18 protein-coding genes are annotated in these 24,740 nt (G+C 61.4%); 8 read left to right on the top strand and 10 right to left on the bottom strand.

The annotated features are described in order from the left end of the window. Positions 1-348 precede the first annotated feature (348 nt). Positions 349-1,701, top strand: coding sequence for an imelysin family protein (locus tag KVQ74_RS23690; protein WP_217833799.1), 1,353 nt, complete (start codon positions 349-351; stop codon positions 1,699-1,701). A 68-nt stretch (positions 1,702-1,769) separates the two neighbouring features. On the opposite strand, the gene KVQ74_RS23685 is transcribed toward KVQ74_RS23690, so the two are convergent. Further along, positions 1,770-6,071 carry a dermonecrotic toxin domain-containing protein gene (locus tag KVQ74_RS23685; protein ID WP_225930145.1) on the bottom strand — a complete coding sequence of 1,434 codons (4,302 nt, stop codon included), beginning with the start codon at positions 6,069-6,071 and terminating at the stop codon, positions 1,770-1,772. Between the two features lie 205 nt (positions 6,072-6,276). Here KVQ74_RS23685 and KVQ74_RS23680 point away from each other — a divergent pair, with 205 nt between their 5' ends. The 5 genes from KVQ74_RS23680 to KVQ74_RS23660 all read left to right on the top strand — a co-directional run bounded on the left by KVQ74_RS23680 (position 6,277) and on the right by KVQ74_RS23660 (position 14,277). After that, complete coding sequence (locus KVQ74_RS23680) at positions 6,277-7,704, top strand: di-heme oxidoreductase family protein (protein ID WP_217833798.1); 1,428 nt, start codon at positions 6,277-6,279, stop codon at positions 7,702-7,704. 27 nt (positions 7,705-7,731) lie between these two features. Further along, a complete protein-coding gene (locus tag KVQ74_RS23675) occupies positions 7,732-8,796 on the top strand; it encodes an imelysin family protein (RefSeq protein WP_217833797.1) in 1,065 nt (354 codons plus the stop codon). A 14-nt stretch (positions 8,797-8,810) separates the two neighbouring features. Then, positions 8,811-9,911, top strand: coding sequence for a DUF1513 domain-containing protein (locus tag KVQ74_RS23670; protein ID WP_217833796.1), 1,101 nt, complete (start codon positions 8,811-8,813; stop codon positions 9,909-9,911). A gap of 168 nt (positions 9,912-10,079) precedes the next feature. Then, on the top strand, positions 10,080-11,228 hold the full coding sequence (locus tag KVQ74_RS23665; protein WP_217833795.1) for an efflux RND transporter periplasmic adaptor subunit: 1,149 nt from the start codon (positions 10,080-10,082) through the stop codon (positions 11,226-11,228). Between the two features lie 13 nt (positions 11,229-11,241). Next, positions 11,242-14,277 carry a multidrug efflux RND transporter permease subunit gene (locus KVQ74_RS23660; protein ID WP_217833794.1) on the top strand — a complete coding sequence of 1,012 codons (3,036 nt, stop codon included), beginning with the start codon at positions 11,242-11,244 and terminating at the stop codon, positions 14,275-14,277. Positions 14,278-14,393: 116 nt separating this feature from the next. On the opposite strand, the gene KVQ74_RS23655 is transcribed toward KVQ74_RS23660, so the two are convergent. The 5 genes from KVQ74_RS23655 to colR form a co-directional block, all read right to left on the bottom strand. After that, on the bottom strand, positions 14,394-14,621 hold the full coding sequence (locus tag KVQ74_RS23655; protein ID WP_217833793.1) for a hypothetical protein: 228 nt from the start codon (positions 14,619-14,621) through the stop codon (positions 14,394-14,396). A gap of 2 nt (positions 14,622-14,623) precedes the next feature. Then, a complete protein-coding gene (locus KVQ74_RS23650) occupies positions 14,624-15,337 on the bottom strand; it encodes a lipopolysaccharide kinase InaA family protein (RefSeq protein ID WP_217833792.1) in 714 nt (237 codons plus the stop codon). Positions 15,338-15,341: 4 nt separating this feature from the next. After that, the gene (locus KVQ74_RS23645; protein ID WP_217833791.1) at positions 15,342-16,010 is read right to left on the bottom strand and encodes a class I SAM-dependent methyltransferase; all 669 of its coding nucleotides are present in this window, start codon (positions 16,008-16,010) and stop codon (positions 15,342-15,344) included. A 161-nt stretch (positions 16,011-16,171) separates the two neighbouring features. Continuing rightward, entirely contained in the window at positions 16,172-17,446 is a 1,275-nt protein-coding gene (locus KVQ74_RS23640; RefSeq protein ID WP_217833790.1) for a sensor histidine kinase, read from the bottom strand. Then, positions 17,436-18,119, bottom strand: coding sequence for a two-component system response regulator ColR (gene colR, locus KVQ74_RS23635; protein ID WP_217833789.1), 684 nt, complete (start codon positions 18,117-18,119; stop codon positions 17,436-17,438). Before colR ends, KVQ74_RS23640 begins: the two co-directional genes overlap by 11 nt. Before the next feature lie 202 nt (positions 18,120-18,321). Here colR and KVQ74_RS23630 point away from each other — a divergent pair, with 202 nt between their 5' ends. Both KVQ74_RS23630 and KVQ74_RS23625 read left to right on the top strand, forming a co-directional pair. Further along, entirely contained in the window at positions 18,322-20,271 is a 1,950-nt protein-coding gene (locus tag KVQ74_RS23630; RefSeq protein WP_217833788.1) for an LTA synthase family protein, read from the top strand. 54 nt (positions 20,272-20,325) lie between these two features. Next, complete coding sequence (locus tag KVQ74_RS23625; RefSeq protein WP_217833787.1) at positions 20,326-21,069, top strand: phosphatase PAP2 family protein; 744 nt, start codon at positions 20,326-20,328, stop codon at positions 21,067-21,069. Positions 21,070-21,190: 121 nt separating this feature from the next. On the opposite strand, the gene groL is transcribed toward KVQ74_RS23625, so the two are convergent. The 4 genes from groL to KVQ74_RS23605 all read right to left on the bottom strand — a co-directional run bounded on the left by groL (position 21,191) and on the right by KVQ74_RS23605 (position 24,714). Further along, positions 21,191-22,837 (bottom strand): chaperonin GroEL, encoded by a 1,647-nt coding sequence (groL, locus tag KVQ74_RS23620; protein WP_217833786.1) that lies wholly within the window; start codon positions 22,835-22,837, stop codon positions 21,191-21,193. A gap of 49 nt (positions 22,838-22,886) precedes the next feature. Beyond that, positions 22,887-23,180, bottom strand: a complete 294-nt coding sequence (locus KVQ74_RS23615) for a co-chaperone GroES (protein ID WP_217833785.1) — start codon at positions 23,178-23,180, stop codon at positions 22,887-22,889. 260 nt (positions 23,181-23,440) lie between these two features. Beyond that, a complete protein-coding gene (locus KVQ74_RS23610) occupies positions 23,441-23,917 on the bottom strand; it encodes an FxsA family protein (protein WP_217833784.1) in 477 nt (158 codons plus the stop codon). 65 nt (positions 23,918-23,982) lie between these two features. Further along, entirely contained in the window at positions 23,983-24,714 is a 732-nt protein-coding gene (locus tag KVQ74_RS23605) for a HugZ family pyridoxamine 5'-phosphate oxidase (protein ID WP_217833783.1), read from the bottom strand. Positions 24,715-24,740: the final 26 nt, after the last annotated feature.

Genomic DNA, 24,740 nt, shown 5'->3' with positions numbered 1-24,740 from the left:
CGGTACTCGAGCTAACGCTCATTGTGTTGAGTGGTGGGGAGCGGGTGTGGACTTCGCAGGCTGCTTTTGCTTTTGCTCTTTTGTGGGAGTGGGCTTGCCCACGAAGGCGGCCTTCGGGCCGACCTAGTGCCAGTTAAAAACTGTTACCTATGTGCTTGAACTGTTTTGTTAACTATGTGGGTGAGTCATACCCAGGCCCTCAGGGTGAGAGGCTTTTGGTCTTCAACAAATGAATAGGAAATATTTCCAAGCACATCCCTTTACACATAATGCGAAAGATTTGCATTATGTCGCAGTTTTGCGCACCCCCGCGCGAGTCCACTCAATTACCGAAGCAGGATGTTCGCCATGATTCGTATGCCTCTGGCTACCGCCAGTCTGCTGGCCATCGCTATTTCCCTCGCCGGTTGCGGCGAAGGTAAAGACAAAGACAAGGCCGCCGCCCCGGCGCCGACTCCAGCCGCCAGCACCGCTCCGGCCGCCGCGCCTGCGTCCACCGCTGCCGGTAAAGTCGACGAGGCCGCCGGCAAGGCCGTTGTGTCGCACTACGCCGACATGGTCTACGCCGTCTACAGCGATGCCGAATCCACCGCGAAAACCCTGCAAACCGCCATCGACGCGTTCCTCGCCAAGCCGAACGCCGACACCCTGAAAGCCGCTAAGGCTGCCTGGGTCGCCGCTCGCGTTCCTTATCTGCAGAGCGAGGCGTTCCGCTTCGGCAACACCATCATCGACGACTGGGAAGGTCAGGTGAACGCCTGGCCTCTGGACGAAGGCCTGATCGACTACGTCGACAAGTCCTACGAACACGCCCTCGGTAACCCGGGTGCTACCGCCAATATCATCGCCAACACTGAAGTGCAGGTCGGCGAAGACAAGGTCGACGTCAAGGACATCACGCCGGAAAAACTCGCCAGCCTCAACGAGCTGGGCGGTTCCGAAGCCAACGTTGCCACCGGCTACCACGCCATCGAATTCCTGCTCTGGGGCCAGGACCTGAACGGCACCGGCCCTGGCGCCGGCAACCGTCCGGCGTCGGATTACCTGGAAGGCGCCGGCGCTACCGGTGGTCACAACGACCGTCGTCGTGCCTACCTGAAGGCCGTGACCCAACTTCTGGTCAGCGATCTGGAAGAAATGGTCGGCAACTGGAAGCCGAACGTGGCCGACAACTACCGCGCCACCCTGGAAGCCGAGCCTGCCGAAGCCGGCCTGCGCAAGATGCTGTTCGGCATGGGCAGTCTGTCCCTGGGCGAACTGGCGGGCGAGCGCATGAAGGTTTCCCTGGAAGCCAACTCGCCGGAAGACGAACAGGATTGCTTCAGCGACAACACCCACAACTCGCACTTCTACGATGCCAAAGGCATCCGCAACGTGTACCTGGGCGAATACACCCGTGTCGATGGCACCAAGCTGACCGGCGCCAGCCTGTCGTCGCTGGTGGCCAAGGCTGACCCGGCTGCCGACAAGGCACTGAAGGATGATCTGGCCGCCACCGAAGCCAAGATCCAGGTCATGGTCGATCACGCCAACAAGGGTGAGCACTACGACCAGCTGATCGCCGCCGGCAACACCGCTGGCAACCAGATCGTGCGCGATGCCATCGCATCCCTGGTCAAGCAGACCGGTTCGATCGAGGCGGCTGCCGGCAAACTGGGGATCACCGACCTGAACCCGGACAACGCCGATCACGAGTTCTGATCAACAGCGTCAACCGCGCCTCATGAAAAAGCCCCGATCATTCGGGGCTTTTTCATTTCAGGCCGGGCTCAAACCCGGATGATGAAGATCTCGGTCGACGAACCCGCCACCGGCGTTCGCATGCCCCCCACCAACGCCACCAGCTCATGAGTCTCCCGAGACTTGTTGAGCAGCACCTGGGTGGGCGCATCCATCAGTTCAACCCGTGGGGCAACGTAATGGCTGCCTTCGATCACATTGCCGACGACCCGGCGCAACGATAGCCAGAACATTTGCGGACGTCCCGGCCGCTTGAACAACAGTTCGGAACCGAGACGGTAGCCCATGAACACTTCATAACCGCTGGCGACCAGCCGCTCGGACATCAATGCCCGAAGTGACTCCTCGGTTCCGGTCCGGATGGCCGCGTCCAGCAGGATATCGACCCCCTCGGCGCTCAACCGCAACCGCTTGTAGAGACCGAAATACCCCTCGAGCAGCCACTGCCCTGCCAGGTTCTTCGGCGTCACAGGCAACAGCGACAGCGGATCCCACAACGCGTCGGCCGGCGCCAGGGTGGCACGCCAGGCTCTCAGTGTGCGGTAGATCATTGCCAGTCCCGAAGCATTCAGACCATCGGGATTGCTCAGCTCGAACATTTTTTGCGCGATGTGGCGGCTGCTCAGGCGGAACACCGGAAACGCATCGGCCACGTAAGACGTGATGGTTTTTTCGAATGGCAGATCAATCGATGTACTCCAGAGCCCATCGTTGGAACGAAACAGGCGCGGCTGACTGAACAGATCCGACCAGAGCAGGTATTCAAACTGGGCAAAATGGTTGAGCTCCAGGCCCTCGTCGAACACATAGGCCAGGTGAGGCGCCGACGAGTCGTGCGCAGGCAGGATCGAGTAATAGCGCTCGCCCATTTTGATGTAGTCGCGACCTCGCAGACCTTGCTCCCCGCCTGTGCGCCGATAGATCCCGAACTCGGCGCTTTGCAGTTGAAACTCAGCGGGATCGATAAGCTGCCCCCAATCGAGAAACTTTTGGTTAAGCGGCCGAGCGGGGGCTGCCGGCAGGGACTCGGATGGGCGCACGCGCGGCGGCTGGCCTCTCGGGCGCTTCGCCACAGGCGCCTCGCTCACCACTCCACCGCCGGAAAAACCCGCCACAGGCAGCCCCTGAAGACGCCTGCGCAAGACCTGCTCACCCACCCGCAGATACTGAACGAACGATGCGAGCGCCATGCCCGAGCGCAGGTGCTCGACAAAACTCAGACCCAACTCGATCTCACGACCACGGGGAAACGCGAACGCTTCGAACACATGATTGACCTGTACATCGTCAAGGAACGGATACAGATGCTTCAGCGCTTCCTGCGGTGAATTGCCGCCCAGCAACCCGGCGTGCGCAGAGGTGCCCACCTCCCAATGCCCCTGTCCATCGAGGCGGATCGGCGGGTAGTACCCCTGGAACGGTTTGCGCGCATCCCTGATGCGCCAGGCCTGTTCAAAACCTTCATCGATGATCGAATACCAGCGCTTGCCCTCATTGAGGAAGTACAGTTTGCCGACGCCGTCCGCAGGTTTTTTATAGTGGATGCCCTTGCCTTCCCATCCCGGCAACGCCAGCAGGCCATCCGGCTTGTGTCTCAGCGCCAGTTTCGGATTCAACGCACGCGGATTGGTCGTTGCAGGAGCGCGGGGCCGCACCCGTGTCGCCCCCATCACGCCGTCGACCAGCACTCCGGTAAACTCGGCCAGCGCCCGGACGATGTGATGCGCAGCACCGGCCCGATCATTGATCTGCGCCAGATCCACCGCGCTGAACACCGATGACAGTCCCCTGGCAATACCGATGGGCAGTGTCACGTGAACCGGCAACACCATGCTCAACACATCGATCGCCGTGGTGGCGATGAGCATCCCGGTCTCGACGTTGGTCTGCTGAGTGGTGGTGACCTGGGCAGTGGCGTCATTCAAGACGAAACTGGCCTCGTGCTCGTAGGCATTTTCGAACAGATTGCCAGCGATGCGCACCCGGTTGACCTGCGAGACATCACCCTGCCCCTTCAGGATCGCCAGCACTCGAGCCCGGGAGGCCAGCCCGATGCGGCCGAGCAAATAGTCACGCCAGGAACTGCTCTGGACAAAATCCGCGATGAACTGGTCTTTGCGAAACTCGTGAAACACCCGACCGCCCGACGCGCCCGGCGTATACACCACGACCGAGCCGACAGCGACCGACGCGGTGGCGAACAACAGCACGCCACGCACCCGTTGCCCGCGCAGTTGCAGGTACTCGACGAGTATCCGGTGCCCCTCGACGGTTTTGCGCTGATCGCTGTCCTCGGGTGCATCCAGCACCGCTTGCACCCAATGGAAACCTCGCTCCAGACGGTCGGGCATGAAGTCGCCATTGATCCTGGCTTCGATGGCCTCAAGACGCATCTGCCGTTCGACAAGGTCGGCGTATGACTGCTTGCGGGCCAGCGCTGCCGCTGAGGTGATCAGGTTCTTGCGCAGAAATTCCTGATAGCTCTGACCGACGTTGGTCGTTCGGATCAATGCCTTGACCTGCTCCAGGGTCAAACCGTCGTAGGGTGCAAACGCCTTGGCTTTCTCCGGCGTATCCGGCAGCACGGTTTGCCCATGCTTGTCGTCGACAGCGGTCTTCAGGCTGAGTCTGGAGAAACGGGTGAAATTGAGGTCATGGCTGGCGACGTTGTCCAGCCCCGCTTCGGTCAATGTTTTCTGGCGATGCACGACGCGAAACTCGCCGGGATCACGGATGCTGGTGCCGGGCGCGGCGGACGGCACCGGGTTGACCGGAACCACCGGCTCCCTGGTGTGTACGATGATGTGGTCCGGATTCACCCTCAGGCCATGTTCCGCTTCGAGCGCCGCGCGCAATTGCCGATTGCTGTAGGCCAGCAATTCGCGCCGGTCGCTGAACTGCTCCAGCGACGGCAGGCCTTCGTACTCCGGCAGGCTGGCGAGCGCCCCGGTGTAGTTCTCCAGAGCAACGGCCCAGGCTTCTCGATCCTCAGAGGAAGCATCCTTCAGGAACGCAGTCAGCCGCGCCTGGCATTGTTTACGCAGCCGGGCCTGCAGAATCGGCTCGACGGCAAAGGCGTGTCGCAGGTCGGTCACCCGATCAATCGCAGCCGGCAAATTCGCCATGTCGGCGTGGATACCCTGCCTCACATAACGCGCGAAGGTCGATTCAAGGTTGGTCTGGAGCAACCGGCATTGCGAGTCGATGGCGTAGTCGAAAGGAGAGTCCAGACGTTCGAGGTATTTCAGTTGATCGCGCGCGGCTACCGTGCCCTGAAGCGCGATGACCCGAGCCTGATCCTTGTCCGCCACCAGCACGCTCAACGCGGCGAACTCGACCGCATGACTCAAGCGTCGATGCAGTTCGCGATCCAGACTGGCCAGGGAATCGAACTCTTCCAGCCCGTTGTTCGGCGTGAACAGCAGCACCCGGCCGACATTGGCGCTCGCCTCGACGGGCCGGACCACCGGCGCTTTCACCGCACTTTCCCAGCCCACCTCGGCATCCTGCGGATCCCGTGCCGTCAGGACGAACGTGCCGTGCAGCGTCATCACCTCGGCAGCGACGTCTTGCAGGGCCACGGCGTACACGCACGGGCGATAGCCCTCCAGCGCTTGCCGGGCCGACGCGTGCGGGTAACGCAGCACGGTTTCGAACAGAATCACGGCGGCGGCGCTGAGCAGATCGTCACCTTTCAACAGCGCGACTTCGGTCTTCAACTGCTCGATTCGCATCTGCACCAGCCACTGTTTGTGGCTGCGCACATCGGTCGGACTGAAGGTTTTGGCCCAGTAGCGCTGAAGGTACTGCGTGTATTGCGTGTGTACCGCGTCGGCCAGTTGATCGAGAAAGGTATCGAACGCTTCGGGTTTCAAGGCGCTGTACAGGGCCGGTTCGCCGCCGCTGTCGGAAGCACGATGGAACAGCGCTTTGTATTTCGCGTAAGCGGCTGATTGACCGCTGACGATCCGCCGCACAACGGCGTCCATCAGGCTGGGGGGTAACCCCGGCAGAGCGGCGGCACTGTCGGCAGCAGCGTCGGACCGGGTAGCGGGTTCGCTGGCGTCGGCACGCTCGGAAAGCTGCGCCGAGAGCGGCGTCGTCTCACCGTGGCTGATGAAGCAGCGCAGCAGGTCAGGCGCCGGCGCAAGGTCGGGGAAGTGTTTCTCGAAGGCCTGCCTGACGAACTCATGAAAATGCGGCCGGCTCGCAAAATGCTCGACGATCTGCAGATCGAGCGCCGATATCTGCTCTTTCAGGGTGGTCTGGGCAGGGTTGATTCTGGCGCTCGACAACACGGCACGCGCTGACGACCGAACGGGATGCTGCATGGGGGCAAACTCCGGATGAAAGACAACCGGCATGCTGCGCCCGTGTCCTTGCCCCCGTGCGGTACATAGTTATAGGCCATGATCGGGCGCCGTCCGGCGACCCGATTTTGCTCTCGATCAAGCAAACGATAATTCCTCTTATTCAATCTCCCCCGCCCTGTTAGACTTTGCGCCTCGAATTTTTGCCCCTCTTGCAGGATGTCTGATGCCCTCGCTGCCTCTTCGCTTGTCCGCACTGTTTCTGGCCCTCGGCCTGAGTGCCTGCGATGACGCCCCGCGTTTCACCAAGGCCGAGCCGGGTGAAGCCCGTTCCGGCGGTGCGGCGACCGTACGCAAGAGCGATCAGAACGCGTTTTCCCTGCCCTCGGCCAACCTGCCGCCCTCGCGTCGGGTGGACTTCAGCGTCGGCAACAGTTTCTTCCGCAGCCCCTGGGTGATCGCGCCGTCGACCACCACCGCCCGCGACGGCCTTGGCCCGCTGTTCAATACCAACGCCTGCCAGAACTGCCACATCAAGGACGGTCGCGGCCATCCGCCAACGCCGGATGCGGCCAATGCGGTGTCGATGCTGGTGCGCCTGTCGATCCCCGACGCGCCGGCCTACGCCAGGCTCATCGAGCAGGTCGGCGTGGTGCCCGAGCCGGTGTATGGCGGGCAGTTCCAGGACATGGCCGTGCCCGGCGTCGTTCCGGAAGGCAAGGTGCGGGTCGGGTACACCCCGGTGCCGGTCCGTTTCAAGGACGGCACCGAAGTCGAGTTGCGCCAGCCGAGCTTGCAGATCACGCAGCTCGGCTACGGCCCTATGCACCCGGACACGCGCTTCTCGGCACGGGTCGCGCCGCCGATGATCGGCCTCGGCCTGCTCGAAGCGATCCCCGAAGAAGCGATCCTCGCCAACGCCGCTGCCCAGGCCAAAGACAACAATGGCATCAACGGCCGGCCGAACCGGGTCTGGGATGACGCCCTGCAAAAAACCGTGATGGGCCGGTTCGGCTGGAAGGCCGGGCAACCCAACCTCAATCAACAGAATGTTCACGCGTTTTCTGGTGATATGGGCCTCACCACCAGCCTGCGACCCTTCGATGACTGCACCGACGCACAAACTGCCTGCAAACAGGCGCCGAACGGCAACGGGCCGGATGGCGAGCCGGAAGTCAGCGACAACATCCTGCGTCTGGTGCTGTTCTACAGCCGCAACCTGGCGGTGCCGGCGCGCCGTGGCGTCAACGATGCCCAGGTGCTGGCCGGCAAGAACCTGTTTTTCCAGGCCGGTTGCCAGTCCTGTCACACCCCCAAATACACCACCGCCGCCAATGCGGCCGAACCTGAACTGGCCAATCAAGTGATTCGCCCGTACAGCGATTTGCTGCTGCATGACATGGGCGAAGGCCTGGCCGACCACCGCACTGAATTCCAGGCCTCCGGCCGCGACTGGCGCACCCCACCGTTGTGGGGTATCGGCCTGACGCAGACGGTCAACGGCCACACCCAGTTCCTGCATGACGGCCGCGCGCGCAACTTGCTCGAGGCCGTGCTCTGGCATGGCGGCGAAGCAAAGGCCGCGCAGCAACAGGTTTTGTCTTTCAATGCCCAACAGCGTGCCGCGCTGCTGGCGTTCCTGAATTCCCTTTAACAACGTATTCCATAGCGGGAGCCCGACATGTTCCGTCCCAAACTGTTGTTCACCAGCCTTGCCGCGCTAGCCCTCGGCGCCTGCTCGCCGCAGGACCCGCAAGCGGTCACCTCGGCGGCCATCGCCAAATCGGTGATCCTGCCGACCTACACCCGTTGGGTCGAAGCCGATCGCCAACTGGCCGTCAGCGCCCTCGCCTACTGCCAGGGTAAAGAGACACTGGAAACCGCCCGCGCCGACTTCCTGCACGCGCAGAAAGCCTGGGCCGAGCTGCAACCGCTGCTGATCGGCCCGCTGGCCGAGGGCAACCGTTCGTGGCAGGTGCAGTTCTGGCCGGACAAGAAAAACCTCGTCGGCCGTCAGGTCGAGCAACTGGTCATCGCCCAGCCGCAGATCGATGCCGCCGCGCTGGCCAAATCCAGCGTCGTGGTCCAGGGCCTGTCGGCTTACGAATACATCCTGTTCGACAGCAAGCCTGACGTCGCCAACGCCGAGCAGAAAGCCAAGTACTGCCCGCTGCTGGTCGCCATCGGCGAGCGCCAGAAACAACTGGCCGAGGAAATCCTCAGCAGCTGGAACAACACCGACGGCATGCTCGCGCAAATGAGCAAGTTCCCGAACCAGCGCTACGCCGATTCCCACGAAGCGATCGCCGATCTGCTGCGGGTTCAGGTCACTGCCCTCGACACCCTGAAGAAAAAGCTCGGCACACCGATGGGCCGCCAGAGCAAGGGCGTGCCGCAACCGTTCCAGGCCGATGCCTGGCGCAGCCAGTCGTCGCTGACGGCACTGGAAGCCAGCCTCGCCGCCGCCAAGACCGTCTGGGAAGGCGTCGACAACAAAGGCCTGCGCGGTCTGCTGCCGGCTGAACAGAAACCTCTGGCGGACAAGATCGACGCGGCCTACGCGGCCTCGCTGAAACTGTTCGGCAGCACGCAACGCTCGCTCGGCGAGATGCTCGAAGACGACGCCGGTCGCCAACAGCTCAACGACATCTACGACAGCCTCAACGTCGTCCATCGCCTGCACGAAGGCGATCTGGCCAAGGCCCTGGGCATTCAACTGGGCTTCAACGCCAACGACGGTGACTGATGAGGGCAAGTGCCATGCTGCGACGCCAGGCTCTGACTTTAGGTAGTTTGCTGCTGGGAGCAGTGACGCTGGGCGGCTGGACGCTGTTCAAACGCAAGGATCAGAGCCCGCTGCTGCTGTCGGCGCGGGACGACACCGACGGCAAACACTACGCCGTCGGCTATCGGCTGGACGGCACCCGGGTGTTCGCCACCGAGGTCGGCCAGCGCTGCCACGACATCATCAATCACCCGATGCTGCCGATTGCCTTGTTCGTCGCCCGACGTCCAGGCACCGAAAGCTACCTGATCGACCTGCGCGACGGGGCGCTCCTGCAAACCGTGACCTCGCAGGCCAACCGGCACTTCTACGGCCACGCGGTGATTCACCACAGCGGTGATTACCTCTACGCCACCGAAAACGACACATCCGATCCGGGCCGTGGCCTGCTCGGGGTGTACAGGTTCGAAGGCGAGCGGCTGGTACACAGCGGCGAGATCTCCACCCACGGCCTCGGCCCGCATCAGGTGTCGTGGATGCCCGACGGCGAGACGCTGGTGGTGGCCAACGGCGGAATTCGCACCGAGGCCGAAAGCCGGGTCGACATGAATCTCGACGCCATGGAACCGAGCCTGGTGCTGATGCAACGCGACGGCACCCTGCTGAGCAAGGAAACCCTGGCCCAGCAGATGAACAGCGTGCGTCACTTGGGGATCGCCAGCGACGGCACCATCGTCGCCGGCCAGCAATTCATGGGCGCGTCCCACGAACGCTCCGAATTGCTCGCGATCAAGCGTCCGGGCCAGCCGTTCGTGGCGTTCCCGGTGCCGGAGCATCAGTTGCAGTCGATGGGTCATTACACCGCCAGCGTCGCCGTCCACAGCGACCTGCGCCTGGTCGCCCTGACCGCACCGCGCGGCAACCGGTTCTTCATCTGGGATCTGGACAGCGGCGAAGTGCGCCTCGACGCGCCGTTGCCCGATTGCGCCGGCGTCGGCGCGGTGAAGGATGGCTTCGTGGTGACCTCGGGCCAGGGGCGCTGCCGCTACTACGATTGCCGCCAGGACGAACTGGTCGCCAGGCCCCTGGAATTGCCGGCGGGGCTCTGGGACAACCATCTGCATCTGATGGCGTAAAGACGCCATTCAATGATCGCCGTCTTCGACAGCTTCTCCTGGCTGACGCAGGCGGCGATCTTTTTTTGTGCCCGTTAATCCCCTGTAAAAACTGCCAGTTGGATTACTCATCGGACTCGGGGTAATGTGCCCGCGTGTCTCGCCTGATTTATCCAAGGAACTGGAAATATGCTGCGTCGCCGCATGCTGATCATGTTGGGTGTTGTACTGCTGATCGTTCTGCTTCTGGCCGGTTACAAAGCCTTCTCGATCTACACCATGATCCAGGGCTTCTCCAAACCGAAACCACCGATCAGCGTCGCCGTCGCCACCGCCGCCGAGCGCCCGTGGCAGATGCGCCTGCCTACCGTCGGCAGCCTCAAGGCGCTGCAGGGCGTCGATCTGAGCCTGGAAAACGCCGGCACCGTGACCGAGCTGAAATTCGAATCGGGACAACAGGTCAAGGCCGGCCAGTTCCTGCTGCAACTGGACAACGCCGTCGAAGCCGCCTTCCTGGAAACCGCCAAGGCCGACCTGAACCTGTCGCAACTCGATTACGGCCGAGGCAGCCAGCTGGTGGGCAGCAGCGCCATCTCCAAGGGTGAATTCGACCGGCTCTCGGCGCAGTTGCAAAAGAACAAGGCCACGGTCAACCAGCTCAATGCGGCGCTGGCGAAAAAACGCATCCTCGCGCCCTTCAGCGGGACCATCGGCATCCGCCTGGTCGACATCGGCGACTACCTCGCCAGCGGCACCAAAATCGCCACCCTGCAGGACCTGAGCAGCCTCTACGCCGACTTCTACGTGCCCGAGCAATCGGTGCCGAAACTGGCCCTCGGCCAACCGGTACAGATCTCGGTCGTTGCCTGGCCCGGGCAGCATTTCACCGGCAAGATCAGCGCCATCAACCCGATCATCGAAAGCACCACCCGCAACATTCTGGTGCGCGCGACCCTGGCCAACCCCGACGGCAAACTGCTGCCGGGAATGTTCGCCGACGTCAGCGTACTGCTGCCGGATCCGCAGCAGCATGTGGTGGTTCCGGAAAGCGCGATCACCTACACCCTCTACGGCAACTCGCTGTATGTGGTCGGGCAGAAGAAAGCCGAGGACGGCAGCGTCGAGAAAGACGACAAGGGCCAGCCGGTACTGATCGCCGAACGCCGCTTCGTCGAGACCGGTGAGCGCCGCGACGGCCTGGTGATGATCAACAAGGGCGTGCAGAGCGGCGAACAAGTGGTGACGGCCGGCCAGATCAAACTGGACAACGGCGCGCACATCGCCATCAGCGACGACAAGACCCTCGTCGACCAGAACAGTCCGCGCCGCGCCGACTGATCAAGGAATCCCCATGGCCTTTACCGATCCGTTCATCCGTCGCCCGGTGCTCGCCACCGTGGTCAGCCTGCTGATCGTGCTGCTGGGCTTCCAGGCCTGGAGCAAGCTGCCGCTGCGCCAGTATCCGCAAATGGAAAACGCCCTGATCACGGTCACCACCGCCTACCCCGGGGCCAACGCCGAAACCATCCAGGGCTACATCACCCAGCCGATGCAGCAGAGCCTGGCAAGTGCCGAAGGCATCGATTACATGACCTCGGTCAGTCGCCAGAACTTCTCGGTGATTTCGATCTACGCCCGCATCGGCTCCAACAGCGACCGGCTGTTCACCGAGCTTCTGGCCAAGGCCAACGAGGTGAAGAACAAGCTGCCCCAGGACGCCGAGGACCCGGTACTGAGCAAGGAAGCCGCCGACGCTTCGGCGCTGATGTACATCAGCTTTTTCAGCAAGGAACTGAACAACCCGCAGATCACCGACTACCTGTCCCGGGTGATCCAGCCGAAACTCGCGACCCTGCCGGGAATGGCCGAGGCCGAGATTCTCGGTAACCAGGTGTTCGCCATGCGCCTGTGGCTCGACCCGGTGAAGCTCGCCGGTTTCGGCCTCAGCGCCGCCGATGTGACCAACGCGGTGCGCCAGTACAACTTCCTCTCCGCCGCCGGCGAAGTGAAAGGCGAATACGTGGTCACCAGCATCAACGCCAACACCGAACTGAAATCCGCCGAGGCTTTCGGCAAGATCCCGCTCAAGGTCAGCGGTGACAGCCGCGTCCTGCTCAGCGACGTGGCGCGGGTCGAAATGGGCGCGGAGAACTACAACTCCATCAGCTCGTTCGGCGGCACGCCGTCGGTGTATATCGGCATCAAGGCGACCCCGGCGGCGAACCCGCTGGAGGTGATCAAGGAAGTGCGCAAGATCATGCCGGAGCTGGAGGCCCAGTTGCCGCCCAACCTCAAGAGCGAAATCGCCTACGACGCTACCCTGTTCATTCAGGCCTCCATCGACGAAGTGATAAAGACGCTGTTCGAGGCGGTGCTGATCGTGATCGTCGTGGTGTTCCTGTTCCTCGGAGCCTTGCGCTCGGTGGTGATCCCGGTGGTGACCATCCCGCTGTCGATGATCGGCGTGATGTTCTTCATGCAGATGATGGGCTACTCGATCAACCTGCTGACCCTGCTGGCGATGGTGCTGGCAATCGGTCTGGTGGTGGATGACGCGATCGTCGTGGTGGAAAACATCCACCGGCATATCGAGGAAGGCAAATCACCGTTCGACGCGGCGCTGGAAGGCGCGCGGGAAATCGCCATGCCAGTGGTGTCGATGACCATCACCCTGGCGGCGGTCTATGCGCCCATCGGCTTCCTGACCGGGCTGACCGGGGCCTTGTTCAAGGAGTTCGCCCTGACCCTGGCCGGGGCGGTGGTGATTTCCGGGATCGTCGCCCTGACCCTGTCGCCGATGATGTGCGCCGTCCTGCTGCGGCACGACGAAAACCCCAGTGGCCTGGCCCACCGCCTCGACGTGATCTTCGAAAGCCTCAAACGTCGTTATCAAAGCATGCTGCACGGCACCCTCAATACCCGCCCGGTGGTGCTGGTGTTCGCGGTGATCGTGTTGTGCCTGATTCCGGTGCTGCTCAAGTTCACCAAATCGGAACTGGCACCCGATGAAGACCAGGGCATCATTTTCATGATGGCCAACGCGCCGCAGCCGACCAACCTCGATTACCTGAACACCTACACCGACGAATTCATCAAGATCTTCAAGGAATTCCCGGAGTACTACTCGTCGTTCCAGATCAATGGCTACAACGGCGTGCAGACCGGCATCGGCGGGTTCCTGCTCAAGCCGTGGAACGAGCGCAGCCGTACCCAGATGCAAATCCTCCCCGAAGTGCAGGGCCGGCTCGAGGGCATTCCGGGCCTGCAGATCTTCGGTTTCAACCTGCCCTCCCTGCCCGGCACCGGTGAAGGCCTGCCCTTCGAGTTCGTGATCAACACCGCCAACGATTACGAGTTGTTGCTGCAAGTGGCCGACCGGATCAAGAAGCGCGCCGCAGAGTCAGGCAAGTTCGCGTTCGTCGACCTTGACCTGGCCTTCGACAAACCGGAAGTGGTGGTCGATATCGACCGCGCCAAGGCTGCGCAGATGGGCGTGTCGATGCAGGATCTGGGCGGCACGCTGGCGACCCTGCTGGGCGAGGCGGAAATCAACCGTTTCACCATCGAGGGCCGCAGCTACAAGGTCATCGCCCAGGTCGAGCGGGCCTACCGCGACAACCCGGACTGGCTGAACAACTACTACGTGAAGAACAACCAGGGCGAGCTGTTGCCGCTGTCGACCCTGATCACCGTCAGCGACCGCGCACGCCCCCGGGAACTCAAGCAGTTCCAGCAACTGAACGCGGCGAAACTGTCCGGATTCCCGCTGGTGAGCATGGGCGAAGCCATCGACACCGTGCGCCAGATCGCCCAGGAAGAAGCGCCTGCCGGGTTTGCCTTCGACTACGGCGGCGCGTCACGGCAGTTCGTCCAGGAAGGCAGCGCGCTGTGGGTGACCTTTGGCCTGGCACTGGCGATCATTTTCCTGGTGCTGGCGGCACAGTTCGAGAGTTTCCGCGATCCGCTGGTGATTCTGGTGACTGTGCCGCTGTCGATCTGCGGGGCGCTGATCCCGCTGTTCCTCGGCTGGTCGAGCATGAACATCTACACCCAGGTCGGGCTGGTGACGCTGATCGGGCTGATCAGCAAGCACGGGATCCTGATCGTCGAATTCGCCAACCAGTTGCGCAAGGACAAGGGCCTGACACCACGGGAAGCGGTCGAGGAAGCAGCAGCCATTCGTCTGCGCCCGGTACTGATGACCACGGCGGCGATGGTGTTCGGCATGGTGCCGCTGATTCTGGCGACGGGGGCCGGCGCGGTCAGCCGCTTCGACATCGGCACGGTGATCGCCACGGGGATGTCCATCGGAACGTTGTTCACGCTGTTTGTCCTGCCGTGCATCTACACGATGCTGGCCAAACCGGATGCCAAACCACACCCATGACGCCGGGCGTGGAATCAATGCTCTGGCCCGTTCCTACAAGGGCCATACATTCCGCAATCGCAGGCAGAAAAAAAGGCCTCGCATCAGCGAGGCCTTTCATTTGGGCTTCAATCGGTTCAACTTTGCGGCCTCATCCTTTGGGACAGTCCGAACATGAACAACAGCAGGTCATGATCGGGTTTCATCTCCACGCTGGCTTTCGCCACACGGGGCATCGGGCAGTGAGCGTCGCCGCTCCCTGCACTGAGGACCTGCATGCGGGGCTGCTCCCAGGCCGCCACCGCCAATGATGCAACTGCCAAGGCTCCTACCAGGAAAACACCTCGTGCAATTTCGAGTTTCATCGCTATAAACCTTTGATAGCGCTGCCAAACGCCGTCTCGTAAAAATAGACGAGTTTTTTCCAGTCCGTATCGCTGAACGACGAGTGGCGACGCAATTGCTTCATGTCATGGGCTGCCGCGCGATGAGCGGTCAGGCGTTGACGGCATTTTTCCAGATCGATCAGGGCGACTTCGACAGTGGCCGCTTCGCCCTCGCCGGTCACGCGGACAAAGACGTGCTTGATATAGATGCAGCTGTGCTGCCAACGGCCCCTGTGCATGCGCGCCAGGTTTTCGGCGAGGTCCTTGAGCACCCGCTCATACACGGCTTCACCGTGGCGTTCGCGACCGCCACCGGCCTCCCACTGCTCCAGTTCCTGGAAACCATCCAGTGATTTGGTAACCAGCAGGGCACGCCACTTATGCTGAGGGTCAGGCTGCGCGCCGCAGAAAACGATTTCCGGAACCCGCACGCCGAGACGGCTCACGCCGGTCAGCGCATCCAGTTCACGCAGCACGGTCGGGCGTCCGAACGGGTGCAGCCAACTGCGATAGATATGCCCGGTCTGGCGCTTGGCATACAGCAGTTGGCCGTCGCGCCCCGTCACCCGTTGCACACCACTTTCGCCGCCGCGCCGGACATTGGGTTCTTCTACCCATTCACCGCGCTGGTTCCAGTAGTAGTCGAAGCGATCCTGGGGAGCGACTTCCGTTTCTGCTGCAAATTGCACTGCCATTCCTTTACCTCTTGCGTAATACGTAAACCCGCCACATGGCATAGAGCGGAATAAAGTCCAGTTGTTCCTGAATGCGGAACCCGGCGTCCTCGAATTCCTTTTCAACTGTTGCAGCCGGTAACACAAAACGGTTCTGGTAACCCTTCTGACCACGTTTTTGCTCGGCGCGCTTGCGTTTCCAGGCCTTGAAATTGCCATCCACCCAGAGCGAAACGATCACGCTGTCGCGGGTGACACGCTCGAATTCCCGCAGAATCGTCCGCCGATGCTCGGCTTCACCGATGTGATGCAGCAGACGCATGCAGAAAATGCTGTCGACGGCGTTATCTGGCAAGGCGATGTCGAACGCAGATGTGTGCAAGGGTTGTACCCGTTTCACCACATCAGCCGGTTGCGACTGCATGGCGGTCTTGATCATCGACTCGGAATTGTCCGCGCCGATGATCACCCGGTTGGGTTTTTCCGCCAGCAATGGCCAGAATCGCCCGGCGCCGCAGGGCAGATCCAGCACCAGCCCCGGCTCGCCCACCAGCTCCAGCGCCTTGCGGGCCAGCTGCTGATCGCGCCAGTTGGACAACCGACGGCCGAGACCGTCCTGATGTTTGCGCAGGTATTTCTGCGCATGGTTGTCGTCATATTTTTCGGAAAAATCGAGTTTGATCGGGCCGGCCATCATCAGGGCTCCTGAATTGCTGATGGCCCCACCTTAGAATCGGGCGTGTCAGCGTCAGGTCATCCCTTTGTGAAAAAAACGTCACGTAAACCCGCAAACTATTTCAAGGTTATACAGGATTTATTCAGGCCAGCGTCACTTTACTGTGCTAGGCGGCAGATTCAGGCGTTGCCCAGATCCACCTCGAAGTGGCAACCGTTGGGCTCCATGGTGCTCAGCGTAACGCTCCATCCCTGGTTCTCGCAGATGCGCTGGACCAGCGACAATCCGAGCCCCAGGCCCTCGCCGCGCTTTTCCGTGCCGCGCACGAAAGGCTGGAACATGGCTTCGCGTTTTTCCTCGGGGATGCCCACCCCCGAGTCCTCGACCACGAACCCGTTGGCATTGAGCGTCAGACGGATGAAGCCTTCTTCGGTGTAGTGCAAGGCGTTGCGCAGCAGGTTGCCCATCACGGCGGTGATCAGGGTCGCGTTGTAGCGGGTATCCGGGGGATTGCCCGGCTCGAAAATCAGCTGCAAGCCCTTCGTTTCGATCGGCCCGCGCCACAGGCACAACAAGCTGTCAGCGACCTGACCGAGGCTTTGCTGCGGCGCGACACCGGCGTCTTCACGCTGGGCGCGAGCGAGCATCAGGAACGTCTGCACCAGCTCGCGCATTTCTTCGCTGGCGCGGGCGATTCGCTGCACCTGAGCGCGTCCGCGCTGATCGATGCCGGGGTTTTCCAGCAGCAGTTCGCAGGAGCTGGCCAGCACCATCAACGGTGTACGCAACTCGTGACTGACGTCACTGGTGAACAAGCGCTCACGGGTGAGGGCCTGACGCAGACGCCCCAGGGTCGCGTCAAACGCCACCGCCAGCTCACCCACTTCGTCAGCCGCATAATCCGGGGCCAGCGGCGGCGCCAGCCCGAGCAATTGGTCGCGGTGACGCACCTGGCGCGCCAGTCTCACCACCGGTGCCATCACCTTGCGCGCAAGCACCCAGCCGAGGAACACCGCCAGCGCCAGGCTGAGCACGAAACCCACCAGCACCACGGCAAACAGCACGCGCTCACGCTCTTCGAAATCGCTTTGGTCCTGCAACAGCACATAGCGACGGCCGTCGACGATCTCGACCATCGCGTGATACGACAACTGCTCGCGGAAGACTTCGTGGAAACCCGAATCCAGGTGCCGCAGGTCCTTGGGCAGCTCGAAATCCCCCGGCCCGCCGCTGAAGTAGAACAGTTGATCCGGCTCCGGGCGGTGACTCCAGTCGGACACATTGTCCATCAGCAGCAGTCGCTGCAAGTCGCCCCCCAGCCCGGCGGAAATCAGTTTTTCTTCCACCAGATGCACGGTCGCGACGATGCCCATGGCAAAAGCCCCGGCCACCAGTGCGCTCATCAGCGCAAAGGCGATGATGATCCGCTGGGCAAGGCTTTGCTTAAACTCCATCACGCCCCTCGGCCAGGCGATAGCCCACGCCATGCACGGTATGCAGCAGCGGTTTGGCGAACGGTTTGTCGATCACCTGGCGCAACTGATGGACATGACTGCGCAGACTGTCGCTGTCCGGGCAGTCATCGCCCCACAAGGCCTCTTCGAGGATTTCCCGGCGCAAGACGTGCGGGCTCTTCTGCATCAACACCGCCAGCAACTTGAGGCCGACCGGGTTGAGCTTGAGCAGCTTGCCTTCACGGGTCACCTCCAGGGTGTCGAGGTCGTAGCTCAGGTCGGCGACCTGCAACGCACGCCGGCCACCACCCTGGGTACGGCGCATCACCGCCTCGACCCGCGCCGCCAGCTCGGACAACGCGAACGGTTTGACCAGATAGTCGTCCGCCCCGGACTTGAAGCCCTGCAAGCGGTCATCCAGTTGATCGCGGGCGGTGAGCATGATCACCGGCGTGTCGCGCCGGGCATCCTCGCGCAGGCGTTTGCACAGGGTATAGCCGTCGATCCCCGGCAGCATGATGTCGAGCACGATCAGGTCGTAATGCTCGGTGGCCGCCAGATGCAGGCCTGACAGACCGTCCTGGGCGCAATCGACGGTATAGCCCTTGAGGCCCAGGTAATCGGCCAGATTGGCCAGGATATCGCGGTTGTCTTCGACCAATAGAATTCGCATGGCATCTCCTCCGTACAGGGTAACGTCCGTCATGGCCCGCGCAGCTTAAGGCCAACGCTGCCTCAGGGCTAGGGCCGCAAGCCGCCTGGATCAAGTCTTTCGAGCAAATTAAATCCTTAACAAGTTTTTCACTATCGGTTCACAACCTGACTACAGTGACAACGCGAAACTCTCGCGCCATTAGATATAAGGAATGTAGACAATGGGTTTTCTCAAGACGGCGCCCATGCGCTTTCTGTTGCTGGTCACCGGTGCCTGGCTGGTGGTGTTTCTCCTGACGCGAACCGTGCTGTTGCTGACTCACCTGGATGAGGCCGGCGGCGGAGCGTTTTCCGTATTCGGTATCGGCCTGCTGTATGACCTGGGTTTCCTCGCCTATGCCGCCCTGCCACTGGGGCTGTATCTGCTGCTGTGCCCGCCGGGACTGTGGCGCCGTCGCGGTCATCGCTGGTTCCTCCGTGGCCTGTTGACCGTCAGCCTGTTCGCCATGCTGTTTACCGCAACCGCCGAATGGCTGTTCTGGGATGAGTTCGGCGTGCGCTTCAACTTCATCGCCGTCGACTATCTGGTGTATTCCGATGAAGTGCTGAACAACGTGCTGGAGTCGTACCCGATCGGCACCTTGCTCAGCATCCTCGCGGTGCTGGCCGTGGTGCTCAGCCTGGCGCTGGGCAAACCCTTCAATGCAGCGCTGAACGCCCCGCTGCCGCCACTGCGCCGACGCTTGTTCAATGCCCTCGCACTGCTGGTCGTCGCCGGCCTGAGCCTGCAACTGCTCAGCCAGGACGCCCCGCGCGCCCAGGGCGGCAATGCCTATCAGAACGAACTGGCGAGCAATGGTCCTTATCAATTCTTCGCCGCGTTCCGCAACAATGAACTGGACTACAGCCAGTTCTACAGCACCCTGGCGCCGGAAAAAGTCGCCAGTCAGATTCGTGCCGAACTCAACGAGCCCAATGCGCGCTTCGTCGGCCAGGATCCGGAGGACATCCGCCGGATGATCGACAACCCCGGCACGCTACGCAAACCGAACATCGTGCTGGTGACCATCGAAAGTTTCAGCGCCAAATACATGGGCAGCAACGGCGACCAACGCAACCTGACGCCCAACCTTGACGTCTTGCGCAAGCAGAGCCTGTACTTCAACAACTTCTACGCCACCGGCACCCGCACCGACCGTGGCCTGGAAGCCATTACCCTGGCCATTCCGCCGACGCCGGGCCGCTCGATCGTCAAGCGCATCGGCCGTGAAAGCGGCTTCGCCAGCCTCGGCCAGCAGCTCAGTGCCGTGGGTTATGACAGCGTGTTCGTCTACGGCGGGCGTGGTTACTTCGACAACATGAACGCGTTCTTCAGCGGCAACGGCTATCGCGTCGTCGACCAGAGCAGCGTCGATGAGTCGGAAATTCACTTCAAAAACGCCTGGGGCATGGCCGACGAGGATCTGTACAAACAGACCCTGAAACTGGCGGATGCCGACTACGCGAAAAACCAGCCGTTCCTGCTGCAACTGATGACCACGTCCAACCATCGTCCTTACACCTACCCGGACAACCGGATCGACATCAAGTCCGGCAACGGGCGTGACGGCGCGGTGAAATACACCGACTACGCCATCGGCCAGTTCCTGGAGCAGGCGCGGCAGAAACCGTGGTTCGATAATACGATCTTCATCTTCGTCGCCGACCACACCGCCGGCAGCGCGGGCAAGGAAGACCTGCCGATCACCAACTATCAGATCCCGCTGTTCGTCTACGCGCCGAAGCTGATCGAGCCGCGTGAAAACGCACAACTGGCCAGCCAGATCGACCTGGCGCCAACCCTGCTGGGGCTGCTGAACCTGGATTACCAGTCGACGTTTTTCGGCCGCAATCTGCTCCAGGACAATCCGCTGCCGCCACGGGTCGTGGTCGGCAACTATCAGCACCTGGGACTGTTCGACGGCAAGGATCTGGCGATCCTCAGCCCCCGTCAGGGCCTGCGCCGGCATGACGACGCGCTGACTGAAAGCCGCGAATCCCGGGTCAACAGCGACGACCCGCTGATCCGCCGCGCCATCACCTATTACCAATCCGCCAGTTATGGCTTCAAGCAACAGCTGCTTGGCTGGAGACCGCCCAAGGAGGGCGTCGACCAAGTCAGCGACCGTTAATCGAACCGCCCCGGGCTGATGCCCCGGGGCGTTTTCATTTGCAGTGGAAACCTCATGTCATCAAGCGTTGTACGTCCTGCCCCTCGCCCGTTGAACTTCTGGTTGTGCCTGGGGATACCCGCCGTGGCGGCGTTGACTCTGGTCTTGCTCGAACTGACCGATCTGGATATGGACCTGGCCCGGTTGTTCTATGACCCGGCCGCCGGAGACTTCATCGGCCGTCACAGTTACTTCCTGGAAAACATCCTTCACGACCGCGCCAAACAGGTGGTGATCGGCTTTTCGGCCTTCGCGGTCATCGGTTTCATCGCGGCGTTTTTCATCCAGCGGGTGAAACCGTTCAAGCGTGAACTGGGCTGCCTGGTGCTGTCGCTGGGCCTGGCCACTTCATTCGTGACGCCGATGAAAGCCGTGACCGCCGTGCAATGTCCGTGGAGCCTGGAGCAATTCGGCGGCCATGAAACCTACAGCAAACTGCTGGATCATCGCCCGCCGACCGACAAGCCCGGCCGTTGCTGGCCCGGCGGCCATGCGGCAACCGGTTTCACCCTGTTCGCGCTGTTCTTCGTACTGCGCGACCGTCGCCCTCGGCTGGCACGACAGGCGTTTATCTTCGCCTTCGCTTTGGGTTCGATATTTTCGATCAGCCGGATGATGCAGGGCGCGCACTTCTTTTCGCACAACGTGTGGACGGCGATCTTCTGCTGGCTGATTTGCCTGGGGTCGTATTACTGGGTTCTGTATCGACCGGCGACCAGGGCTGAAGCGGCGGTCAATGCACAACCGGTCAATGCCTGAACACTGGAAACCTTTGGAGCAGGCTTGCTCCCAAAGGGGTGGATACAAACCTGAAATGCGAGCAATAAAAAACCCCGCCTGCTAACGCAGGCGGGGTTTTTCGTACAGGGGTAAGGCTGGCTTACATCATGCCGCCCATGCCACCCATGCCGCCCATGTCTGGCATGCCGCCGCCAGCTGCACCTTCTTTCTTCGGTGCATCAGCAACAGCAGCTTCGGTGGTCAGGATCAGACCGCCGATCGACGATGCAGCTTGCAGAGCCGAACGGGTGACCTTGGTTGGGTCCAGGATGCCCATTTCGATCATGTCGCCGTATTCGCCGGTAGCGGCGTTGTAGCCGAAGCTGCCCTGGCCGTTCTTGACCTTGTCGACAACCACGCTTGGCTCGTCGCCGGAGTTGGCAACGATCTGGCGCAGCGGCGCTTCGATAGCGCGACGCAGTACAGCGATACCGACGTTCTGATCGGCGTTGTCGCCTTTCAGATCCGACAGGGTTTGCAGAGCACGGATCAGTGCAACGCCACCGCCAGGCACCACGCCTTCTTCAACGGCTGCACGGGTAGCGTGCAGGGCGTCTTCAACGCGGGCTTTCTTCTCTTTCATTTCAACTTCGGAACCAGCGCCAACCTTGATCACTGCAACGCCGCCGGACAGCTTGGCCAGACGCTCTTGCAGTTTTTCACGGTCGTAGTCCGAGGAAGTCTCGGCAACCTGGGCACGGATCTGAGCGATACGCGCTTCGATGTCAGCCTGAACGCCAGCGCCGTCAACGATGATGGTGTTTTCCTTGGACAGGGTGACGCGCTTGGCGTTGCCCAGGTGCTCCAGGGTGGTGCTTTCCAGGCTCAGGCCGATCTCTTCGGAGATTACGGTACCGCCGGTCAGGACGGCGATGTCCTGCAGCATGGCCTTGCGACGGTCGCCGAAGCCCGGAGCCTTGACGGCTGCGACTTTGACGATGCCACGCATGTTGTTCACAACCAGAGTCGCCAGGGCTTCGCCTTCAACGTCTTCGGCCACGATCAGCAGTGGGCGGCCAGCTTTGGCAACGGCTTCCAGCACTGGCAGCATTTCGCGGATGTTTGAGATCTTCTTGTCGACCAGCAGGATCAGCGGGCCGTCGAGCTCGGCAACCATGGTGTCCGGCTTGTTGACGAAGTACGGGGACAGGTAGCCACGGTCGAACTGCATGCCTTCTACAACCGACAGTTCGTTTTCCAGGCCCGAGCCTTCTTCAACGGTGATCACGCCTTCTTTACCGACTTTTTCCATGGCTTCGGCAATGATGTCGCCGATGGAGTTGTCGGAGTTGGCGGAGATGGTGCCTACCTGAGCGATAGCCTTGGTGTCAGCGCATGGCTTGGACAGCGCTTTCAGCTCTTTGACGACAGCGATGGTCGCCTTGTCGATGCCGCGCTTGAGGTCCATCGGGTTCATGCCGGCAGCGACGGCTTTCAGGCCTTCGTTGACGATGGCCTGAGCCAGAACGGTCGCGGTGGTGGTGCCGTCACCGGCGTCGTCGTTGGCACGGGAGGCAACGTCTTTGACCAGCTGCGCGCCCATGTTTTCGAAACGGTCTTCCAGTTCGATTTCTTTGGCGACGGAAACGCCGTCCTTGGTGATGGTCGGAGCGCCGAAGCTCTTCTCGAGGATCACGTTACGGCCTTTCGGGCCGAGGGTCGCTTTTACCGCGTCAGCCAGGACGTTGACACCAACGAGCATTTTCTTGCGGGCGGAATCGCCGAATTTAACTTCTTTAGCAGCCATGATCGATATTCCTTGAATACTTTGTAGTAGCGGGAAACTGAACGGGGTATCAGCCTTCGATAACAGCGAGGATTTCGTTCTCGCCCATTACCAGCAGGTCTTCGCCGTCGACTTTCACAGTGTTGCTGCCGGAGTAAGGACCGAACACAACCTTGTCGCCGACCTTCACGGACAGTGCACGCACTTCACCGTTTTCCAGGGTCTTGCCCGGGCCTACAGCGAGAATTTCACCGTGGTTGGCTTTTTCGGCAGCCGAACCTGGCAGGACGATACCGCCAGCGGTTTTCTTTTCTTCTTCGCTGCGACGGATGACGACGCGGTCATGCAGAGGACGAAGCTTCATTGTCGATCTCTCCTAATTGTGGTTTTCATCGGCCGGTGTAGTCCCGGCGGGTTTATCGAATCCGGCCTTCGCCGGTTGCGCCTCGTCGAGCGAGACGCGGAAGTCTGTCCGGTCTGAATACCGGAAACCTTTCGGTGACCGATACATAAGGGCGTATAAGCTTATTACAAGGGCGGGGCAGAAAAAATTTCATCGCGACGTTTCACAAGCATCAGCCGGAAACGATCACGGCACCCGAAGGTGCCGTGTCGATGCCAGTGTCATTTGTTTTCGCGGTGCTCGAACTCGCCTTCGATCACCGTCGGTTCGCGGCCCAGCGGCTCGCGCGGTGCAGGTCCGCCACGGGGTTGCAGGTCGTCGGCGAATGCGCGCTGACGCATGGCTTGTTCCTCGGCACGCTGACGCATTTTGTTCGCCAGCAAACGACGGCTGAACGGCAGCAGCATCACCAGGCCGACCACGTCGCTGATGAAACCCGGCAGGATCAACAGACCGCCGGCCAACGCCAGCATCAGGCCTTCGAGCATGGTCTGCGCGGGCAGTTCGCCACGGCTCAGGCTTTCACGGGCACGCAGCGCGGTTGCCAGTCCGGCGACGCGGAGTACAAAGACACCGAACATCGAGCCGAGAATGATCAGCAGCAGGGCCGGGAAAAACCCGATGGAACCTGCGACTTTGACGAATACGAACAGCTCCAGCACTGGAAACAGCAGAAAGAGCAACAAAAAAGGGCGCATCAAAATTTCCTCAACGCAAGAAATGCCTTGCAGTAAGCCTTAGATGACGTCGCCCTTTCGTGAATTCAAGCGCCGGCCACCTCATTTTTTGGCCAATGTTCGGCGTGAGCCAGAGAAACCAAGGCCTCCCGGACTTGTGTCGGCGTATTACAAGGCGCTTGAAACGGCAACCAGTACAACCCCTGGCCGATGCGCAGATGCATGCCTTCGGTGTCGATTCCGGCCAGTTGTGCCGGCACGGTCTTCGGCAACCCGGCGAGGTCGACGTAATGGGCGATGGCCTTGGCGTGATCGCTGTTCATGTGTTCGACCATGCTGATCTCGGCCTTGCCGGCGAACGGGTTGGCCAGGGTCAGGTGTTCGATCCAGTGGATCGCCCCGAAGCCGCCGATGTAGCGGTGGCGTACCGGGTTGAGCACCCAGAAATCGAAATCGTGGGCCTTGTGATAATTCTGCGAATCGGGGAAATAACGGTAGTAGCGCTCGGCGGCGGCTTCGATGGCGGCGGCATCTTCGAGCTTCTGCGCCTCGGCCAGATAGGTGAGGCGACCCACGGCCTGCACGTCTTCAGCCTCGCGCTCGCCGACCAGCAGCGAGCACTTGGGATCCTTTTGCAGGTTGTGGGTGTGCTGGGCGATGCGGCTGATCAGGATCAGCGGTCGGCCCAGGTCATCCAGGCAGTAAGGAACCACGGAGCCGAACGGAAAACCGGGCATCGATTTGGAGTGGGTAGAGAGCACTCCACGGTATTCCTTGAGGAGCAATTCTCGTGCATGCTTAGCCGCTTCAACGCTCAATTTATGACTCCTTGAATAGAATCCGT

It is taken from the genome of Pseudomonas botevensis (assembly GCF_019145475.1).
GTDB lineage: Bacteria > Pseudomonadota > Gammaproteobacteria > Pseudomonadales > Pseudomonadaceae > Aquipseudomonas > Aquipseudomonas botevensis.
The sequence above is the reverse complement of the archived record's forward strand: the minus strand, read 5'-3'. Positions and strand labels throughout refer to the sequence as shown.

Coding starts and splice junctions, on each gene's coding strand:
- KVQ74_RS23665 (WP_217833795.1), top strand. CDS start 10,080: ATGCTGCGTCGCCGCATGCTGATCATGTTGGGTGTTGTACTGCTGATC.
- KVQ74_RS23630 (WP_217833788.1), top strand. CDS start 18,322: ATGGGTTTTCTCAAGACGGCGCCCATGCGCTTTCTGTTGCTGGTCACC.
- KVQ74_RS23615 (WP_217833785.1), bottom strand. CDS start 23,180: ATGAAGCTTCGTCCTCTGCATGACCGCGTCGTCATCCGTCGCAGCGAA.
- KVQ74_RS23685 (WP_225930145.1), bottom strand. CDS start 6,071: ATGCAGCATCCCGTTCGGTCGTCAGCGCGTGCCGTGTTGTCGAGCGCC.
- KVQ74_RS23640 (WP_217833790.1), bottom strand. CDS start 17,446: ATGGAGTTTAAGCAAAGCCTTGCCCAGCGGATCATCATCGCCTTTGCG.
- colR (WP_217833789.1), bottom strand. CDS start 18,119: ATGCGAATTCTATTGGTCGAAGACAACCGCGATATCCTGGCCAATCTG.
- KVQ74_RS23655 (WP_217833793.1), bottom strand. CDS start 14,621: ATGAAACTCGAAATTGCACGAGGTGTTTTCCTGGTAGGAGCCTTGGCA.
- KVQ74_RS23680 (WP_217833798.1), top strand. CDS start 6,277: ATGCCCTCGCTGCCTCTTCGCTTGTCCGCACTGTTTCTGGCCCTCGGC.
- groL (WP_217833786.1), bottom strand. CDS start 22,837: ATGGCTGCTAAAGAAGTTAAATTCGGCGATTCCGCCCGCAAGAAAATG.
- KVQ74_RS23610 (WP_217833784.1), bottom strand. CDS start 23,917: ATGCGCCCTTTTTTGTTGCTCTTTCTGCTGTTTCCAGTGCTGGAGCTG.
- KVQ74_RS23645 (WP_217833791.1), bottom strand. CDS start 16,010: ATGGCCGGCCCGATCAAACTCGATTTTTCCGAAAAATATGACGACAAC.
- KVQ74_RS23675 (WP_217833797.1), top strand. CDS start 7,732: ATGTTCCGTCCCAAACTGTTGTTCACCAGCCTTGCCGCGCTAGCCCTC.
- KVQ74_RS23660 (WP_217833794.1), top strand. CDS start 11,242: ATGGCCTTTACCGATCCGTTCATCCGTCGCCCGGTGCTCGCCACCGTG.
- KVQ74_RS23650 (WP_217833792.1), bottom strand. CDS start 15,337: ATGGCAGTGCAATTTGCAGCAGAAACGGAAGTCGCTCCCCAGGATCGC.
- KVQ74_RS23690 (WP_217833799.1), top strand. CDS start 349: ATGATTCGTATGCCTCTGGCTACCGCCAGTCTGCTGGCCATCGCTATT.
- KVQ74_RS23670 (WP_217833796.1), top strand. CDS start 8,811: ATGCTGCGACGCCAGGCTCTGACTTTAGGTAGTTTGCTGCTGGGAGCA.
- KVQ74_RS23625 (WP_217833787.1), top strand. CDS start 20,326: ATGTCATCAAGCGTTGTACGTCCTGCCCCTCGCCCGTTGAACTTCTGG.